At 53.9% G+C, this 18,874-nt stretch carries 10 protein-coding genes; 8 read left to right on the forward strand and 2 right to left on the reverse strand.

Translation table 11 applies throughout. The features are described from left to right. The first annotated feature begins 144 nt into the window (after positions 1-144). The 8 genes from CFLAV_RS01595 to CFLAV_RS01625 all read left to right on the forward strand — a co-directional run bounded on the left by CFLAV_RS01595 (position 145) and on the right by CFLAV_RS01625 (position 16,517). A complete protein-coding gene (locus CFLAV_RS01595; protein ID WP_007412832.1) occupies positions 145-1,650 on the forward strand; it encodes a sensor histidine kinase in 1,506 nt (501 codons plus the stop codon). Further along, positions 1,619-2,299 carry a response regulator gene (locus tag CFLAV_RS01600; protein WP_007412833.1) on the forward strand — a complete coding sequence of 227 codons (681 nt, stop codon included), beginning with the start codon at positions 1,619-1,621 and terminating at the stop codon, positions 2,297-2,299. Before CFLAV_RS01595 ends, CFLAV_RS01600 begins: the two co-directional genes overlap by 32 nt. A 282-nt stretch (positions 2,300-2,581) precedes the next feature. Next, positions 2,582-6,076, forward strand: a complete 3,495-nt coding sequence (locus CFLAV_RS01605; RefSeq protein ID WP_007412835.1) for an Ig-like domain-containing domain — start codon at positions 2,582-2,584, stop codon at positions 6,074-6,076. Positions 6,077-6,182: 106 nt separating this feature from the next. Continuing rightward, positions 6,183-7,097 carry a prepilin-type N-terminal cleavage/methylation domain-containing protein gene (locus CFLAV_RS01610; protein WP_007412836.1) on the forward strand — a complete coding sequence of 305 codons (915 nt, stop codon included), beginning with the start codon at positions 6,183-6,185 and terminating at the stop codon, positions 7,095-7,097. A 1,573-nt stretch (positions 7,098-8,670) separates the two neighbouring features. Beyond that, the gene (locus tag CFLAV_RS33605; protein WP_425500502.1) at positions 8,671-12,831 is read left to right on the forward strand and encodes a TIM-barrel domain-containing protein; all 4,161 of its coding nucleotides are present in this window, start codon (positions 8,671-8,673) and stop codon (positions 12,829-12,831) included. 143 nt (positions 12,832-12,974) lie between these two features. Then, a complete protein-coding gene (locus CFLAV_RS35355; protein ID WP_007412838.1) occupies positions 12,975-13,145 on the forward strand; it encodes a hypothetical protein in 171 nt (56 codons plus the stop codon). Between the two features lie 150 nt (positions 13,146-13,295). Continuing rightward, a complete protein-coding gene (locus CFLAV_RS01620; protein ID WP_007412839.1) occupies positions 13,296-13,961 on the forward strand; it encodes a carbohydrate-binding family 9-like protein in 666 nt (221 codons plus the stop codon). A gap of 444 nt (positions 13,962-14,405) precedes the next feature. Beyond that, positions 14,406-16,517 carry a beta-N-acetylglucosaminidase domain-containing protein gene (locus CFLAV_RS01625; protein WP_007412840.1) on the forward strand — a complete coding sequence of 704 codons (2,112 nt, stop codon included), beginning with the start codon at positions 14,406-14,408 and terminating at the stop codon, positions 16,515-16,517. 39 nt (positions 16,518-16,556) lie between these two features. Here CFLAV_RS01625 and CFLAV_RS01630 read toward each other — a convergent pair whose 3' ends face one another. Both CFLAV_RS01630 and CFLAV_RS01635 read right to left on the reverse strand, forming a co-directional pair. Further along, positions 16,557-17,792, reverse strand: a complete 1,236-nt coding sequence (locus CFLAV_RS01630) for a DegT/DnrJ/EryC1/StrS family aminotransferase (protein WP_040546538.1) — start codon at positions 17,790-17,792, stop codon at positions 16,557-16,559. A 114-nt stretch (positions 17,793-17,906) separates the two neighbouring features. Beyond that, on the reverse strand, positions 17,907-18,677 hold the full coding sequence (locus CFLAV_RS01635) for a type II secretion system protein (protein WP_343123221.1): 771 nt from the start codon (positions 18,675-18,677) through the stop codon (positions 17,907-17,909). Between the last annotated feature and the right edge of the window lie 197 nt (positions 18,678-18,874).

The raw sequence follows: 18,874 nt of genomic DNA on the forward strand, positions 1-18,874 counted from the left end.
CTCCGCCCACATTGTCAATTGTCTCGGAGAAGCCAGGGGCAGACGGCGGCATGGATGGGGAAGGCATTATCGCTGGTGTGATCCTCTTGATTGCGTGCTTGGAGTTTGTCTTTGCCTTGGGCAGGATACATTTGCGAGTATTTAATGGACAAACATGTGCGGAGTTCTCAATTACATTTCATAACGTTGCTTTGGTTGATTCTCCTCGTGACAGGAAGCAACGAAGCGTTTGGCACGGTCCTATGGAGTCATCCGGACGAAATCCTGGTCTGCAACAACGAAAAGGGCGAGGACATTCTACGCAGGGCGATCAAACCCCAAACGGCTAATTCCTCTGGCACGCTATACTTCCGCGTTCTGGTTAACCCTATTTCTGACACGGCGGGAAAGCTGATCGGTGAATTCGAGGCCGGATTTATGTTGGTTGCGAATGGCGTCGAGCATCTCGGGATTGGCAACGCGCACGGGGCCATGGCTTACTCGGCACTAAACGTCCCCAGTGCGCCCAAGGGATTTCAAGACCTCAATTCGCGCGTGCCGCAACCGCCCTTTGCATATGAGTACATGCGAGGCGGCATTCCGCGATACATTGTCATACGGGTGGAATACATTCCCGGCCAGGACGCTCGGGTGACCGCCTGGCTCGATCCGGACTTGTCCATCGGGGCTACCGAATTCAATCAACCCACCAACATCGTGGTAAACTTTGAAGCCAATGCGAACTTCGATCAAATTCGTCTGATTCATCGTGGCTATGGGGGTGGTTGGAGATTCAGCCAGATGGTTGTTGCCTCCTCATTTGAGGATTTGCTTATTCCGCGATTTTGGCAACGGAAATGGTTTCTGGCAGCCATTGTTGGCGCACTTGGGCTTACGATGGCTGGCTCGGTGCATTATTTCGAGCGGAGTCGGGCCAAACAAAAGATTTACCTGTTGGAGCACGAACGAGCAGTGATTTCGGAGCGCGCCCGGATCGCCCGGGACATTCATGACGAGGTAGGGGCGGAACTGGCGCAGATCGGTTTGTTGTCCGACATTGGCGCTGAGGTCAGACCAGAGCAGGCGGTGGACCGCTTCCTTCAGATTGGCAAGCGGGCGCGCCATCTCGTCGGCGTAATGGACGAAATTGTCTGGGCGGTGAATCCGAAAAATGACAACCTGCGCCAACTGGCCGATTACCTCTGCCAGATGGCAGAAGATTGCTTTAGCGAGGGAACAACGCGTTTGCAACAGGAAGTGCCCCGTCAACTGCCGGAATTTCCCGTTAGCGCCGAGGTGCGCCATGATTTGACGCTCGCCGTCAAAGAAGCCTTGGCCAATGTGCTCAGGCATTCAGGGGCTACGGAAGCCACGCTCCGACTCGACTGGAATAAACCGCATTTAGTGATATGCGTCGAAGACAATGGGCGTGGGTTTGATACCTCTGTGCCGAGTCTGGGCAACGGTTTGGGAAACCAGCAACTCCGCCTAAAGCGGATCGGCGGCAAGGTGGAGTTGGTCACCACCCCCGGTAAAGGCACAAAGGTGGTGTTTTCCATAAAACTGGAAGAGCCTGACAAAACCTCCCCCTCATTTGCGTCATGGCCTTCGCAGGATAAGCTTGTCAAAATTGGCAATTATGAATCCGATGATTCGCGTTGCGATCGTTGAAGATCACGCAGGCTACCGGGAAACTCTCGGGCAGATTTTTGCCGATACTCCTGATTTCAAAGTGGTGGCTTCCTGCGCCAATGCAGAATCGGCGTTGAAGCAGATCCCAGGCGCCAATTGCAATCTCGTATTGATGGACATCAATCTTCCCGGGCAATCCGGGATTGAGTGTCTAAGGGCGTTGAAAGCAGAGACTCCCGGGCTGCGCGTGGTCATGCTAACTTCATATGACGACAATGAAAATCTGTTTCAATCCCTGACTGCGGGGGCTGACGGCTATTTATTGAAGCGGGTCGCTCGTGCACGTTTGCTGGAAGCGCTGCGCGACATCGTGGCGGGTGGCGCACCCATTTCCCCACAGATGGCTCGTCGCATGGTTGAGTACTTCCACAATCTCAATATGGCGGGCACCCCCAGCCCGGCTCAGAGCAAAGCGGCTGATGTCACGGCGGAATTGACAGCCCGGGAAAGGGAAGTCCTTGAGTTGCTGGCCAGAGGAGCGACACCCAAGGAGGTGGCTGCCGAGTTGAACATCAGTTGGCAGACCGTGCGCAATTATATCCGGTTCATCTACGACAAGCTTCACGTTCATACCCGGACGGATGCCGTGCTGAAATACCTCGGGCGGGACACTGCACCCAGGCGCTGACCGCTGCGGCTTACTTCCCAAATGACGCAATTGTGTCATACCAGTGCAACGCTGGTAGTGTTACGGTAAAGCTCGAAACCCTAAAGTTCATTCCTCGCTCCCGACAATCTCGGATTGTCAGGAGCGCCGGATGGCATGGGATGACGAGATGCTTAAATCTAAACCAATGAAAAACCCGTACACGCGAGTGCGAGTGATGAAACCGGCCGTGGTTTCTCCCGTGTGCTTGCCACGCTGAAAAGTCCCATAATCCAACCGCTCCATCTCCAACTCCTTCGGAATATGAAGAAACAATCAATCAACAATCAAACACTGTACGAACTTTCCTGGTTGCGCAAACTGCTGTCTCTAGTCTTTCTGGCAGTCCTGCTTTCCTTGTCAGCAGACCGTGCCTGGGCGCAAGTTACCAACGCTTTTGATTCGGCCTCTGACGCAACCTACTTCGGTTTGGGTGCGCCCAACGGTCTTGACGTTGGCGGGCAGAACGGTGGGTTTGGCTTCGGTCCATGGACGTTCGCGATTAACACCCCGAGTGGTGGTGCTGGCGGTTCGTTCATTGAGAACAACGGTCCTAGTGGCAATTCGTTTGACTTATGGAATACCGGGGCAAGCGCCTCGACGATCGCTACGCGGGATTTCAGCACTCCGATGGCGGCAGGGCAGTCCTTTACGATTTCGCTTCGGTTCAATGGCTTGAATGGAGCAGACACGAATCGCTTTGCATTGCTCGATGCCAGCGGCAACATCTTGTTTAGTTACTGGCACAAAGGCGGCGACAACAACAACGGCTGGTATAGTGATGCCAGCAATGCGGCCGGCACAGCGGTGAATTTCCCCTATGCCTTCCAGCAGTTTCAAACCTTCAAATTCACGCTCACGAGCGCCACGACGTACACTTTCACCGATATCTCCTCAGGCGGAGGCTTCACCGGCACGATTGCGAATTCACCGGTTGCAAAGTTTGCGTTGATTCGTCGGAATGGCTCAAGCGCCCCAGGTGGAGGCGAAGATTTCCAGTTTGATCAGTTTATTCTGGTATCCGCTGCGCCGCCAAGTTTTCTGGTTTCGCCTGCAGCCGGAGCGATGAGCGTGCCAACGAATGCAACTATAACCGCAAACATTGGTTCGGGTGGCGTGCCCTTGAACACTGGTTCAGTGACAATGAAACTCGATGCCAACCCCGTTGCTCCCACGGTGACGGGAGACTCAAGTGTTTTGAACGTTAGCTATACACCCAGCCTTGGTTTTGCAAATGGCTCTTCGCATACGGTCGAGGTTGTGGTTCGGGACAACAACGCTGTTTCGTACACGAACACCTGGAGCTTCACTGCAGGTTACAGGGCGTTGCCGATTACTCTTCCCGGGCCGTTCACCACTGGCGGTGGTGTTGATCTCACCATCTGCACTTCTGCGGGTGAATCCTGGTTGGGCACAAACTACAATAACAACTCCAGCCAGATTCTTTATACCCGCTTCAGCATGGTCTTCAACGACCTGAACGGTGAGATCGGTGGTGGGGGCGGTTATGGCGGGCTGCAATTTTTTCTCGGCAACACGGAAAAACTCATCCTCGGCAACGGTTGGACCTCTTTGAACTGGAGTCTGGATGCCGCGGGATCGCAACAGGATCTGCCCGGCCCGATTCCAGTCAATTTGGGAGAATGGCATACGTTCGTGGTGCGGACGGAGTATGTGCCTCGTGGGAATGACAACGTAAAGGTGTGGTTTGACTTTGATTTTAGCCAGACCGAGGGCAATCAGCCAAATTCCCCGTACGAATTTACCTGCGATGCCAGTTTTGATAACATCCGTTTGCGTTGCGGCAATGGCACGGCGAGCGCCACCTGGACCAATATCATGATTGCGCCGACTGCTTCTGGAGTTGGAATTCCAGTCGCTGGTCCGCCGACATTCCAAAATATTTCGCCTGCCAACGGTGCTTTCAGCGTTCTTACGAATACCGCCATCAGCGCTAAAGTGGTGATTGGCGGCAACCCGGTTTCAGCGGTTTCACTGACGCTGGATGGTGCGCCTGTGACCATTACCACGAGTCAGGCGGCGGGACTCATCACGGTCAACGGTCAGCCGTCATCCGCGTTGAGTGCCGGCAGTATTCACAACGCTCAGTTGGTGGTGACCGACAATACTAACACGAAGTACACCAATAATTGGAGTTTTACGACGGGCTTCAACTCTTTGCCCGTGACTTTGGCGGGACCGATTACAACTGGTGGCGGTAATGATCTTACCATCTTCTCCGCCGCAGGCGACAGCTGGTTGGGCGCCAACTATGGTAACACTTCAAGCAAGGTTCTCTACACCCGCTACAGCATGGTCTTCAATGATCTGAACGGCGAAATTGGTGGGGGTGGAGGCTACGGTGGACTGCATTTCATGCTCGGCAATGCGCAGCAATTGATCGTTGGCAACGGCTGGACTTCATTGAATTGGAGTTTGGATGCCGCCGCTTCGCAACAAGACCTGCCCGGCCCGATCCCAGTGACGCTGGGCGAGTGGCACACCATTATCGTACGCACGGATTACATACCTGGCGGGAGTGACACGGTTAAAGTCATCTTCGATCCTGAGTTCAACAAGCCAGAGTCGCAACAGGTCAATGTTTACACTCTCTCTGCGGACGCCAGCTTCGATAACATCCGACTTCGTTGCGGTGACGGTACCGCCAGCGCGACGTGGACAAACATCATTATTGGTAGCAGCGCTACTGCCGTTGGCCTCGCACCGGAAGCTGGTCCGACCTTCCTAAATTATGTTCCGGCTCAGGCGGCAACCTCGGTCGTTCCCAATTCCCAGATCAGTGTGAAGGCGTTGTTTGGAAGCTCGGGCATCAACCCGAACGCAGTTTCGATGACCTTGGATGGCAATCCAGTGACTCCGTCCTTCACAAGCACACCCAATGACCTCACCATCAGCTATCAGCCACCAACGCCGTTTGCTGCTGGTTCTTCGCATACCGTCGCCGTGAATTTGGCGGATTTGAACAACGTCCCGGCTGCCACCACCTGGTCCTTCACAGTAGATTCATACCCGGCGCTGCCGATAACATTGTCTGGTCCGCTCAGCGTGACTGGCGGTGGTGCGGGCACAACCATCTTTTCAGCTCAGAACGGCTGGCTCAATGGTAACACTTATCTCAATACCAACTACAGTGGCACACTCTATACCACCTTCAACATGGAGTTTGATAATCTGAACGGTGAGACGGGTGGTGGTGGCGCTTTCGGTGGGTTGCACTTCTACAATGGCAACGACGAGAGGCTGCTCATTGGTAACAATTGGGGGTCGGTGAATTGGAGCTATGATGCCAATGCCTGGGGGAGCGGGAACATCTCCGATTTCCCAATTTTGCCGGGGGAGTGGCATACCTTTGTGGTGAAGATCGCGTTTATCGCCGGTGGTCCCGACAACATCTCAGTTTGGTTGGATCCTAATCTGAGCCTGGCTGAGTCTGGTCAGTCGAATGCTCCGGCTGGTATCCTGGCCGATGTCGCTTTCGACAACATCCACATCCGCGCGGGTAACAACACCGCTTCCGCCTCGTATTCCAACATTGTCATCAGTGCCACTTCGCCTTTCGCCGCGAGCGTGCCACCAGGCGCGTTGAGCATTCATGGTAAGCAGTTGTCCTGGACTGGCGCTGGCGTGTTGCAACAAGCTTCAGTAGTCACCGGTCCATGGACGGATGCTGCGAATCAGTCCAATCCGCAAACGTTGAGTACCGTCAACGCTGCACAGTTCTACCGGCTGCGACAGTAAGTACAGCCTAGCTGGTTTGCGGTGGGGATTACTCGAAAGGTGGCGAGGCTTGGACCTCGCCACCTTCAAACCTGCGAGCACGGTGTTGGTGTCATTCTGACGTAATATGAAATTCAGTCATTTGTTTTCTTCAGGAGGCTCGAAGCAACGCCAAGGTGCGGCAGCGTTCACCTTGATAGAGCTTCTGGTAGTGATCGCAATCATCGCCATTTTAGCCGCATTGTTATTGCCAGCCTTGTCTTCGGCTAAAAAGCGCGGACAACAGGTAAATTGTTTGAACCTGCAAAAGCAGCTTGCTTTGGCATGGACTATGTACACGGGCGACAACCAGGAACAAGTGATCGGGTTCAGCACAGTCGCCGGGGCAGCCACTCCCAACTGGCGCATCCAGCCGGATCAAGTGACGGATACTGTTCCCGCCGGGCTGACCGGGACGGAGGCGGTGAAATGGCTGATTCAGCAGGGTTATCGCAAGCAACCACTTTTCCAATATGCTCCGAACCCGGACATCATGCATTGCCCGGCCGACTTTCGCGTGAAGGTTCCGAATCACTTTACCTGGACCAGCTATGCCGGGGTGAATGGGTTTGTAGGCGGGGATACCGCCTATCAGGCGCTTCCCGGGTTCATTAACAAAAGCACCCAGGTACAGCACCCGAGTGAACGCTTCCTGTGGGTGGAGGAATGTGATTCGCAAACGATAAGTGTCAGAGGCATCACGGTGGGAGACAACCTTCGCACCTGGGATATGAATTCCGGAACGCCCTCTTTGGATTTCAGCGATGCACAATGGGGAGATTCGCCAGCGGCCTTTCATGGCAACAGCAGCACGTTCAACTTTGCGGATGGCCATGCAGAAGCGCGCAAGTGGTTGAGTGGGACGGTCGTCACTTTTGCCAACAGCATGAATCCGAGCAAATTCACCATCACGGGCGGTACTGAGGGCAATCAGGCTCAGAGTCAGGCCAAGCAGGACTTGTATTATGTCTCGAAACGCTGCCCGACTGTGCTCAATCCGTGACGTCGATGTCGCTTCAAATTTAGTCGTACCAGCAGCACTACATGAAACCAATTTGAATGCAACCCATCCAGACAAAGAAGTAACCAACCCCAATTCGCCGGGCGTCGAGGCTCATCCCCGCAGGTGGCGTGGTAATCCTGGGAAATTAGTTGTCGCCCTGGTTGCCATTTTTGTGGCTGCCATCGGCTCAGTTTCAGCACAAGTAACCACCAATGCCTTTGATGTGGCTTCGAATTATGCCACTTTCGCGGGAAATCAAGGATTCGGCTTTGGCGCCTGGACCATAAACACGCCCGGTGGTGGCAAATATCTCAGCGCCGACACGCCTCCCTATTTTGGCATCTGGAATAGCGCGGCCAACTCCACTTCGACTGCGATACGGCCCTTCAATGCCGGCTTGGCGGTTGGGCAGACCTTTTCTGTGCAGCTGCAGATGAATACGTTGGACGGCGCGATCAACAGCAATGGATTCAAACTGCAGAACGCAAATGGCAACACGCTTTTTAGTTACTGGCATCAAGGTGGCGACATAGCGGACGGACATTACAGCGATGCCGGAGTTGCGAGCGGCATCGCCACTGGTTTTGCATATGATTATCAGCAGTTGGACTCCTTTGCCTTCGTCCTGAACAGTCCAACCAACTACACTTTTACCGACTTAACTACGGGAGCAAGTTTCAGTGGAACGTTTTCCGGAGCGTCCATCACACAGGTGACATTCTTTCGGGCCAACGGGAATGCCACCCCCAGCAACGGACAGGATTTCAAATTTAACACTTTGGTCATCACCTCGCCGTCGTCTCCTCAAACCAACGATGGATCGAGTTTCGTTTACGAGGGGTTCAATTACGCACCCGCCGCAGTCAGCGGCCAACACAACGGCGGTTGGGGTTGGGGCGGAGCCTGGACGAACGCCGCTGGCAATGCGCTGTATTTTGATCTCGGCAATCTGATAGGTGAGTCAAACGCTCCGGCTCCATACGACGCTTACTCAATTGGCAACCATCTGCGCGGATATGGGGGCAGCCGCGTTGGACGTCTTCTGGATTGTTCGACCAACGGAGTGTTTGCTCAGAACGGCTACTTGAATGCCAATGGCGATATTGGCGCGGCGGGCAAAACAATTTACCTCAGCTTCCTGCAGCAGCCCGGGGTGACTTCAAAGTTTTACGAATTTGAATTCCACCGCAACGATTTCAGTGACGCAGGGCGCATCGCGGGCATCGGCAATGACACGGCCACCACAGATGTCAATTTCCGCGCACCCGGCAACACGCATCTGAGTCTCGGCCAGGGCGACACGGCGGTGGATTTTTATGTCGTGCGCATTGATTTCCACGGCGGCAATGACGACGTGCGGGTTTATCGCAACCCCACATCATTGACCGAGCCCGCCGTTCCTACATTGACTCGTCTGGGTACAGGTGACCTCTCGTTTGATCGCCTCTGCGTTGGAGTGTGGGACAATTTCGTCGCCGTTGACGAGATTCGCATTGGCTCCGCGTGGACAAATGTCATTGGCTTGGCGTCCATCGTGACTGGCAGCGTGGAGACGGTGGCCATCACCAACTCGATGCTGATCGGGCAGGGGATCGCAGCCTTTGTTCCGGCTGGTTACGACTCCAACAAAGTGCCATCGATGTCGTTGGTCTCCGAACCGGTTTCGACCGGGGTGTTGCCGGTGAATTGGTCCCTCGTTCCGCAGTTCAGGGTGGTGAATAGCAACGCCAGTGCTTCCATCTCGGTTCCGGCGGGCACAAGTCTTTACGGTGGAGGCGAAGTTTCCGGCCCGCTGCTACGCAATGGTCAGACCATTGAAATCTGGAATACGGACACTGCTGGTTGGACGACTGACTATTTGCGTCGCATGTATCAAGCGCACCCGTGGGTGTTGGGTGTGCGCTCGAACGGCACGGCGTTCGGCGTATTGTTCGACAGCACCTATAAAGCAACACTGACGACGGCAGATGATCGGATCGTTTACAAGAGTCATGGTCCGTTGTTTCGAGTCTTCGTCATTGACCGTGCGACGCCGCAAGCCGTGTTGCAAGGCTTGGCTGAGTTGACCGGCACGATTTCCATGCCACCACTCTGGGCTTTGGGCTATCACCAGTCGCGCTTCAGTTATTCGCCCGCGTCACAAGTTCAAGGCATTGCGAACGGTTTCCTGACCAACCAGATTCCCTGCGACACCATTTGGCTGGACATCGGCTACATGAACAACAACCGGGATTTCACGATCAGCCCAGGCGGCTTTCCGAACATGCCGTCCCTGACCACGTCGCTGCACAACAATGGTTTTCACGTCGTGCCCATCCTCGACCCTTCTATCGCGGTGGATTCGAGCTACTTCGTTTATCAATCGGGGACGGCGAGCAACATCTGGGTGCAAACCTCGAGTGGCCAGACGTATCAGGGGAACTCCACGCCGGGTTCTGCTGTGTGGCCCGACTTCACGATACCTTCCGCCCGAAGTTGGTGGACGGGGCTCTGCAAAAATTTCGTGACGAATGGAATGGACGGCATTTGGATCGACATGAACGAACCTGAGGCGAACAACGCACTCACCGCTTTGAATACGATGCCCTACGACAACTGGCATCGCGGTGGTGGTGGACTGCCCGCTGGCTCGCATCTGCAATATCACAACACCTACGGTGCACTTGAATCCGGAGCGACCTACGATGGTTTGATTGACGCCAATCCAAATCGCCGTCCGTTCGTTTTGACTCGCGCAAGCTTTATTGGCGGACAGCGCTACGCAGCCACATGGACTGGCGACAATGTTTCCTCCTCGAACAACATGGTGATCTCCGTTCCCATGTCATTGACGCTTGGGTTATCCGGCCAGCCGTTTAGCGGACCGGACATCGGCGGGTTCATCGGCAATGCCACGGAAGACTTATGGGGCAATTGGATTGGCTTCGGTGCTTTCTTCCCGTTCGCTCGCGGCCATGCGACAGCTGGCTCGAATCAGAAGGAGCCATGGGCATTTGGGCAGACCGTGGAGAACGCCGCCCGCATTGCGCTGCAGCGTCGCTACCGTTTGCTCCCCTATCTCTACACGCAGTTTTACAATAGCTCGCAGACGGGCATCCCGATTATGCAACCGGTTTTCTTCGCCGATCCTGCTGACCTCTCTCTGCGCGCAGAACAACAGGCCTTTCTGCTGGGTTCGGATGTGCTGGTCATTCCGGCATTTGCCCAAAACGCAACACTCCCCAAAGGCGTCTGGCGACCGTTGTCGCTCGTCCCTGGCGACACTGGACCATATCAAGCCGAACTGAAGATTCGGGGTGGAGCAATCCTTCCGCTCGGAAGCGTGGTGCAGAACACGACCCAAAACATGTTCAATCCGCTTACGCTGGTCGTGTGCCTCGATTCCAACGGTCAGGCGTCGGGAACGTTGTATCGCGACGCAGGCGATGGCTGGGGATTCCAGTCGGGTGATTACAAGCTTCAGACCTTTACGGCTCAGCAGAACGGCAACTTCGTAACCGTGCAGCTCGGCAATCAACAAGGGAACTACGCTGTCGCCAACACGCCGGTGGACGTTCAAGTCATCACGAGCAATGGAACATTTTTCGCGACCGGCACGATTGGCTCGGGAATTACAGTGCCGATGGATGCGCGGTCAGCCCGTGCCGAAGCCGCGTTCGATGCCTATAACACGGCGTTCTATGCGGTAATTGATGCCGGCAAGGCGCATTACACCGTGAGCCAGTATGATCCGGCCAGCGGTGCCAATTACTTTTGGGGTCAGGTGGAGGAAATCGAGGGGGCGATTGATGCTTACGAACGCAATCCCAATCCGAACAATCTTTCGATCGTCACCAATTTATTGAACGGCTTCAGTAACGACAATGGAACGAACTGGTCCGGGAACATCTACAACGACGACATCATGTGGGCCTGCATCGCGTATTTGCGCGGTTATCAAATCAGCGGCGTCACCCAGTACCGTTCCATCGCCAAGTTTAATTTCGATCTCGTTTATTCGCGCGGGTGGGATTTGTTGTTCGGCGGCGGCTTGTACTGGACCACTGCCAAGGCTGAGAAAAATGCGTGCATCAATGGACCTGCAGCCATCGTATCCTATCTTCTCTACCAAACCCTGGGCGACACGAATTACCTGACCAAAGCCCAGAGCATCTTCAACTGGGAGAAAACCAAATTGTATAACCCAATGAATGGTGCGGTTTACGACAACATTGCCACGAATGGCACGATCAACACCTGGAGCAGCACCTACAATCAAGGCACATTCGTCGGTGCGGCGGATTATCTCGGTGACATCACCAATGCGATGCTTGCCTCGACTTACACGAAGAACAATTTGGGAAGTCCCGATTCGAGCGGCTATAACATCTTGTTCGAATATGACCCGGACAACAATAATTCCGGGTTCAATGGCATCGGCATCCGGTGGATTGCGAAGTTCATGAAGAACCGCAATTTCCAGTATTTATACCTGCCGTGGTTGCAAGCTAACGCGGATGCCGCGTGGAATATGCGTCGCGCCTCGGACAACCTTTCATGGTGTCAGTGGCTGCATCAAACCCCGGTCGCGAGCAACCTGTTATCCTGGGATTGCATCAGTTCAATGGTGGCGTTGCAGGTGGTGCCGGACTCCTCCAATAGCCTTGCGCCCGTTTTCACGGTTCAGCCTTCCGATCAGGTTAGTGCAGCAGGTAATGCCGTCGAATTAAGTGCCTTTGCCACGAACGGCGCCTCGATCTCGTATCAATGGTATCATGGGAACAATCCGATTCCCGGAGCGACGAACACCGATCTGGTGCTCTTTAGCGTCACCTCCGACGATACCGGTCAGTATTGGGTCGTGGCCTCCAACGCTGCCGCCAGCGCTTACAGTCAGGTAGCCAACCTCTATCTTCTCGGCAATACAAACGGTCTTCTCGTCCAGGACTCCGCCACCAATTACAACCCCGCGATTGGTTTTACCGGCAATCAGGGGGTCGGCTTCGCACCGTGGGTGCTGAGCACCAGCGGTGGCGGTGCTTACATCAACAGCGGCACGCTCTTGTTCAGCCTTTGGAACAGCACCTCCAATTCACAGTCCACGGCCACCCGCAGTTTCAATCTGCCCATGCCGGTCGGCATTACCTTTTGGGTGCAGCTTCAAATGAACACCCTGGACACCGCCGTTAATAAAAACGGATTTGAACTTGAAGATGCCAACGGCAACACGCTCTTCAGTTACTGGCATCAAGGTGATGACAATGCCAATGGCCATTACTCGGATGCCCTCACCAGCAACGGGACAGCCGCCGGCTTTGCGTATGACTATGGCCAATTGGACAGTTTCAAGTTCACCCTTACCAGTCCGACCAACTACATCTTTTACGATCTGACGACCGCAAAAAGCTTCAGCGGCAGGATTTCAAACGCACCCGTCAGCCGGGTGACGTTCTATCGGTCCAACGGGGCGGGGACTCCCAGTGGTGGACAGGATTTCAAGTTCACCAATCTGGCCATCACAACCAGTCCGTCCACACCGAGTCCGTCTGTGGTGTTGGTGGATAAGACTACGGTGGGCTGGAATTTTCATTTCCCGGTTGCGCCGGGTTACAGTTACCGATTCCAGCATGCGACCAATGTGAGTGGTCCGTGGACGGATTTGGGCACGTTGATCGGTCCAGCTACAGGGATTGCTGAGTTCATCGATACCAACTCCTCCGCACCGCAATCGTTCTACCGCACGGTCACACCGTAGAATTGCTTCAACGGGAGCGCGATGTAGCCTGGAAGCGCACCGCTTGACGATCCGAAGTAGTTGCGACGACCACTCCCATAGTTTGTGGTTAACGGATTGTAACCATTGAAGGAGTAACTTGAGTAGTTCGCGAAGGCTTCACGATGACGGCTGCAGGCTATCAAAGACTCCTGGCCAGTCCGGACATCGAGGCAGCGACCAGGACCAGGCTGCTCCAGGAATATGCCAGCCTGAATCCCTTTGAGTTGAAGAAATGCATTGAACAAAAACTCAAGAACTTCTTCACTCTGCTCGGCAACCTGGATCGTGAGTAAATGAAGACCTGACGGTCTCCGCCTCCGGTAACCTTTATCCGTGAGTCAACTCGCCGTAGTGAGTTGCTTCTTTAAATTTAGGGCCAGTGATCAAGCTAGGGAAAACTTAATCGACCAAAGACGAAATCGAAATTGGAAATTAAATCAAAAATGACGTATCGACTTCGTCGCTGTAGCAATGTGCCGCCATTACGAGCAGAGTGGAATGATCCAGCCTGGCTGGCCGCAGAGACAGCGGAAGTGGGTTGCTTTCACCCTCAAAGCAGCAATCACCGGCCGCGCACATTTGTCCGGTTAATGTGCGACGACGAAAATCTGCATGGCATTTTCAAGGTGGAGGATCGCTATGTCCGATGCATCCGGGAGAACTATTTTGACGATGTTTGGAAGGATAGTTGCGTGGAATGTTTTATTCAACCGAAACCAGGCGGTGGGTATTTCAATTTTGAATTCAATTGCGGTGGAGCGCATCTTTGCTGTTATATTACGGATTGGAAATTAAAGAACGGTTGGTTTACCCAGGCGGTCAAACTGCCTGCTGTCATTGGCGGAAAAATTCTGGTTAAATCTTCCCTGCCCCGACTGGTTGAGCCGGAAAATAAGGAGGCGGTCGATTGGACCCTGCAGTTTCTGATTCCGTTGGCAGTGTTGGAGGAATTCACCGGGCCGCTGGCTAAATTGAGCGGTCAAACCTGGCAGGGAAATTTCTTCAAATGCGCAGAGGAAGTATCTCATCCCCATTGGGCGTCATGGTCTCCCATTGAGGAATTGAATTTTCACCAACCGGGTTCATTTGGCTCGTTGCGATTTGATTAAGGCAGGATCTCAATAAGAACAAGGGCGAAGCTTCACCGCCGAGCCCTCTCGGGCCCTCAAGGCAAACAGTGCATCAAAACCAGAGCCTTTGTCCAGATACGATCCAAACACAGAGCTGACGGATTTGCCTGGTGCAATTCATCCAACGAGCCGTTGCAACATCTGTCACTCCAGTGAATTCATCTGAGAGTTGGGCAGAACTGACATTGTAAAGGCTCCAGCCTTCAATGCTATCGAGGCAGCAAAAATATGCTGACTGTCAAAAAAGAAACTGAAGGTTTCTGAAACTTATTCCATGTACGAAATTACGCCCGATATGATTTAAGCGAATAAAAATGGACGTAGAATGCAACTCTCCATTGACCCTGAAAGTTTCAATAGGCATAGTTTGGCATTCAACCCAATAACATGGCGATGGAACAAGGTTCTAATTGCAATCCGCCTATGAATGAAGGGAATCCCGAGATAGAGCTTGAGCGGACTCCCAAAAAAGCCGTCATTCCCGCTTCCGGTTTACTAGTTTTTGAAAGTCATCATGCGCCTGGTTTCTCCGGTCAAGCCAAAGACACTTCTTCCAAATTTCATTTGGTCATAGCCGGTCATTCCCGCTGGGAGGGTGGGGGTCGGCGTTATTTCCTGGGGCCAGATACCCTGATTCATATCCCGGCTGGTCAGGCGTACAGTCAGGCGGATCTACCGAATGATCCGGTAACAGTCTATGGTGTCCATTACCGGACCGAGCTGCTTTCAGCAGCGTTGAGCAGCCAACTTACGGCGCTGGGCATGCTTTCCATTGATCTTGGTTCAGCCAACGTCAATCAGGCGCGGGTGGTGCGTTCGATTTTTCAGGAGATGCTTTTTGAACAAGGCGCGGGCCAGGAAGGCTGGGAAATGATGCTGCAATCGCGCTTGATTGATTTGGCCGTTCGCACCCTGCGCCTTGCGCGGCGGCGCGGCAGGAATGATCTCCCGGCGTTCGAGCCAGGCAATGACAGCACTGAACGGGTGGCCCGTTATGCGCTCCGTTTAAAATCCCGCTTCTTCCGCCAGGAGACGATTGAGGAGGCGTCCAAGGCCGTGGGATTGGGGCGCCGGCAATTCACCGATCTTTTTCGCAAAGTCACCGGGCAAAGCTGGCGGCGTTACGTGTTGGGACTCCGGTTGAATCATGCCGCAGGATTGTTGGCGGAGACGGAGCGTTCGGTGGTGGCTGTGGCATTTGAATCCGGGTTCGACGATCTATCCTATTTTAACCACAGCTTTAAGACCGCCTACGGATGTTCACCCCTGGCCTATCGGGAGCAGCGGCAAGTCCGCCTCCCGGTCAAGTCCGCAGCATCCTCAAAACCGGTGGGGGATGGTGAACCATCCGCGGGTTTTAAACTCCGCGGCATCAAGGGTTGGTTTTGGACTGCGGAACAATATCTCGAGGAAATTCCCTTTTTGCCATGCTTGAAGATGAATTTCTTGATGGATTGTTACGGTTCGATGATATCCTCTCAATCCGTATTGCAACCTGGAAAAACCGGCTCCAACGAGTGGTGGAAGCCGATGACCGAAGACCGTAAGGAAGCGTATGCCCGGATTATCTGCGCCTGCCAGGACAATGACATCAAGTTCTGTTTTGCGCTTCATCCGCAACTGGGTTCACCTCGCCCGCTGAACCCGGACCGCGCCGAAGACGTGGAACAGTTTTATCAACATTATGCTTGGGCTCAGAGTCAGGGAGTGCAATGGTTCAGCATTTGCGTGGATGACACCGGTTGGGGAGTCGGAGGCCCGGCCGCCAGCGGCCTGGGACATGCCCGACTGGTTAACACTGTTTTAGCTCGTTTGCGGGACCGGGACAAAACAGCACAGTTTACTTTCTGTCCCGTGATTTGTTGGGGGGATGCCACCAATCCCGAACATCGCGATTATCTGGAGGTCCTCGCCCGCGAGATGCATCCGGAAGTGTATGTATTCTGGAACGGCGACAGCATCGTCACACCCCGAATTACCCGGGTGGCGGCGGAGAGTTACCGGCAGGTGGTGAAGCATCGCTTGTTTCTTTGGGATAATTATCCTGTGAATGACGGAAGCCCCACCTTGCACCTTGGACCGGTCAGTGGCCGGGAGACGGATTTGCACGAGGTAATCGACGGATACTTGAGCAATCCCATGCACACACAAAACCAGATCAATCGGATCCCGCTGGCGACCTGTGCGGATTATGCGAGCAATCCCAGGGAATATAATCCAGCCCGTTCCATTGGCCAGGCCATTCTCCGGTTGGCAAAAACGAGCGAGCAACAACGTGTCATCAAGGACCTGGTCGAAACTTATCCAGGTTTCATTGTTGCAGGTGGGGGCACCGGCACCAATCCTGTTCGAGCAAAATTCGGAAACCTGGTGGCAGTCCGGGATTCACGATCCTCCGCGCAAACCTTCATCCATCACCTGGAAAATATCCTCACGCGTCTCGCTACTCAATTTCCCAAACAATTTTTATCCACCAGGAAGACTATCACCGAGGACATTTCCTGGATGAAAAAACAAATCGGCAGCAAAAAGTGATTGACTCAGCCATCACGCGCACCGACGGATCCAAAAAGGTCAGCTCAATTCATGTGCCCGTGCCGCCACCTTTTGAATTGCCGCCGCTAACGCAAGGATTCCTGCTTCCTCCGCCAGCAACACATTTTGCGGAAGCCAGACGACATCGCGGCACACCTGCTCGCAAACCGGACAATTCACGTCGGCATAACTGATACCCTTGCCTGCGAACGGCGCGGTGATGGCATGCGCGGCACCGGTCGCACCTTGTTGAAAAATGCCATTCCGGTAAAGCGGTCGGTACCAACCTTTTGACGCGGGCACACCTTCGGCATTAAGGGCCTCAATGAATCGGTCGCGTGAAGTTCCGAGTAACGCTTCATCCAGACGAAAGATATACATATGATAGCTGCGACGGGTCATGCGTGGCTCAGGTTTCAGCAAGCGGAGTCCGGCCACTCCGCTCAAGGCTTTATCAATCAGGGCCGCGTTCGCCTGACGCCGGAGTAATTGTTCTTCGGCACGGGTGAGTTGGGCTAGCAGTACTGCGGCCTGAAATTCCGTCAAACGAAGATTGCTGCCAAGATAATCATGATCATACCACGCTGAATGTTTTCTACGACCGCAGTGCGTGTAGCTCCGGCAAAGATCGGCCAGTGCTTCGTCGTCCGTTACGAGTATGCCTCCTTCTCCAGCGGTGATGTTCTTGGAAACTTGAAAACTAAAAGTCCCGCAACGCCCGAGCACGCCGGCTCCCCGACCTTCCCATTGGCTGCCCCAGGCGTGCGCGGCATCTTCCATGATTTGCAGGTTGTGTTGTTGTGCAATGGCGCCAAGCCGGGGCATGTCGGCGATATAGCCGGCTACATGCACGGGAATGATGGCCTTGGTGCGGGGCGTTATCTTTCGCTCCACGTCAGCCGGGTCAAGGCACAGTGTTTCCGGATCAATATCCGCGAACACCGGAATCGCACCCACCATGGCGACGGCACTCGCAGTGGCAATGAACGAGTAGGGAGGCACAATTACTTCATCGCCTTCCACCACCCCGAGTCCCTTCAATGCCATTTCGATGGCAGCCGTTCCATTTGTGCAGCTCACACTGAAACGAGCGCCTTGGAACGTCGAAAAGTCGGCTTCAAATTGCCGTACCTTTTCGCCAAACCACCATTTGCCGGAATTAAGCGTCTCCAACAACAGACGCCGTTCGGTGCCGTCAAAAACTGGCCACATTGGCCAATCAACAGTACAGGCTGGCAAACCACCACGCAGGGCAAGCTGGGAACTATTGGACATAATTTGAATCTTGGAATTGTTATTTGTCATGGTTGAAAGCAGGCTTGGAATCCTACCGGCGAGGATGCAATAGGTGTTTGCAATCTTACGCCAGGGCCAAATTAGAAGAGCAGGTTACCACCAAATGTAATTGGGATCGTAGGCGGGGCTTATCTCCCAATAAACGATTGTGTTGGGGAATTGAAAAAATACCACGTGACCATCTCCGAATAACATGTTCTGCCGACGCTGACCACGGAAGTTGTGCCACCAGGACGAAGGGTTATTGACGTCGTAGGCATTATTTTCCCACTCCCAATCACCCTGAATGATTTTGTTGGCCGGGCTGCGGGCCAGATCACCCGTCTTCATGGGTTTGCCGGCATCGGTGCCGCCAGCAGTTGATTCTCCTGTGACATGGCGCGTACGCCAGGCGTCCACGGCGTGTTCAGGGACGTAACTGTTGCCATATTCAAGGAAGCAATTTTTGGCACCGTAGTTGGCGTCGCCCTTGTCGGACGGGCAACTCCATGCCATGGCCGAAGGCACATATTTATTTAATGGCCGGTTGGTATAATCCTGCTGGGTGCCAAAGCTGGCGGCCACACTTGGATCAAGGCTGTAAGTGCCTCGCTGGCCACCCGCCGCAGCCCAGCCGCGCATAATCGGGAACGATTCATTGTTGTCATCTGCATACATAAACCAAGCCAGACCGATCTGGTGTTGATTGCTGGCGCACTGGGTTTGCTTGGCTCTGGCTTTGGCGCGGGCCAGGGCGGGTAACAAAAGCCCCGCCAGAATGGCGATGATGGCTATGACCACAAGTAATTCGATAAGGGTGAAACCCGATTTGGGATTTACTCGTTCACGATCGCGCCTGCACGCTTCATTCCTAATCCATCGCACATTAGAAACTAAACGTCGGAAAATATGATTTGGAGCCGGCTTCATCTACACAGATTAAACCTTGTGAGTTAAATGTCTTGGCGTGGTGGGCGATGGCATTTGCTTTTTTGGGCGGAAAGGAGTCAGTTCATCCGCTCAATAAACCAAGTGGCATTGCCCACAAACCCAAGACGGGCTTTTCGGATTCTGCAACCATG

The sequence above is a fragment of the Pedosphaera parvula Ellin514 genome (genome assembly GCF_000172555.1).
In the GTDB taxonomy this organism is placed as follows: Bacteria; Verrucomicrobiota; Verrucomicrobiia; order Limisphaerales; family Pedosphaeraceae; genus Pedosphaera.

Bases quoted from the DNA above. Each gene is read 5' to 3' on its own strand.
- CFLAV_RS01595 (WP_007412832.1), top strand. From the start codon at position 145: ATGGACAAACATGTGCGGAGTTCTCAATTACATTTCATAACGTTGCTT.
- CFLAV_RS01600 (WP_007412833.1), top strand. From the start codon at position 1,619: ATGAATCCGATGATTCGCGTTGCGATCGTTGAAGATCACGCAGGCTAC.
- CFLAV_RS01605 (WP_007412835.1), top strand. From the start codon at position 2,582: ATGAAGAAACAATCAATCAACAATCAAACACTGTACGAACTTTCCTGG.
- CFLAV_RS01610 (WP_007412836.1), top strand. From the start codon at position 6,183: ATGAAATTCAGTCATTTGTTTTCTTCAGGAGGCTCGAAGCAACGCCAA.
- CFLAV_RS33605 (WP_425500502.1), top strand. From the start codon at position 8,671: ATGCTGATCGGGCAGGGGATCGCAGCCTTTGTTCCGGCTGGTTACGAC.
- CFLAV_RS35355 (WP_007412838.1), top strand. From the start codon at position 12,975: ATGACGGCTGCAGGCTATCAAAGACTCCTGGCCAGTCCGGACATCGAG.
- CFLAV_RS01620 (WP_007412839.1), top strand. From the start codon at position 13,296: ATGACGTATCGACTTCGTCGCTGTAGCAATGTGCCGCCATTACGAGCA.
- CFLAV_RS01625 (WP_007412840.1), top strand. From the start codon at position 14,406: ATGAATGAAGGGAATCCCGAGATAGAGCTTGAGCGGACTCCCAAAAAA.
- CFLAV_RS01630 (WP_040546538.1), bottom strand. From the start codon at position 17,792: ATGTCCAATAGTTCCCAGCTTGCCCTGCGTGGTGGTTTGCCAGCCTGT.